The organism is Campylobacter troglodytis, assembly GCF_006864425.1.
Classification (GTDB): Bacteria; Campylobacterota; Campylobacteria; order Campylobacterales; family Campylobacteraceae; genus Campylobacter_D; species Campylobacter_D troglodytis.
The window spans coordinates 1-457 of sequence record NZ_QHLI01000251.1 but is presented as its reverse complement, the minus strand read 5'-3'; the positions used below and the strand labels follow the sequence as shown (position 1 = coordinate 457).

The following is a 457-nucleotide window of genomic DNA, read 5'->3' as shown; positions in this document are numbered from 1 at the left end:
GCTTAAAATTCACACAAACACAAGAAGCAATGAAACAAAAAAGCTTAAAATTCAAAGAAGCACAAGAAAGAATGAGGTATGAATTCTTTAATCATCTCTCAGATGATGAGCTTTTTAATCCCTTGTTAGCTGATGATGAAAATTACGCTTATGTCCTAGAAAAAAATGGACCATGTAGCATAGCAGGGGAGTTGAAATTAAGAATACCTGAGGGTAGATATGAGGTAAGTTGGCATAATGGGACAAGGAGAAAGCAAACACTTAAACTACATAATGCTTACATCTCAGCACAAAGATATATTTTAATACACGAGGGCTATACAAAGGAAAATAGTAAGGATCAAGAAGGAAGCTCCCCTCGTAACACCTTTGGTTGCTTGATTATAGCCAAGGATAGAATAAGGGATAAAAATAATCCAAGGCTTTTTGCCGATAATATCTTAAAAGCAGATTCTAG

General features: G+C 35.0%; 1 protein-coding gene. It reads left to right on the top strand.

The features are described from left to right. Positions 1–29 precede the first annotated feature (29 nt). Positions 30–457: DUF5675 family protein (locus tag DMC01_RS12805; protein ID WP_221887181.1), on the top strand; the 428-nt coding region annotated here is incomplete at its 3' end.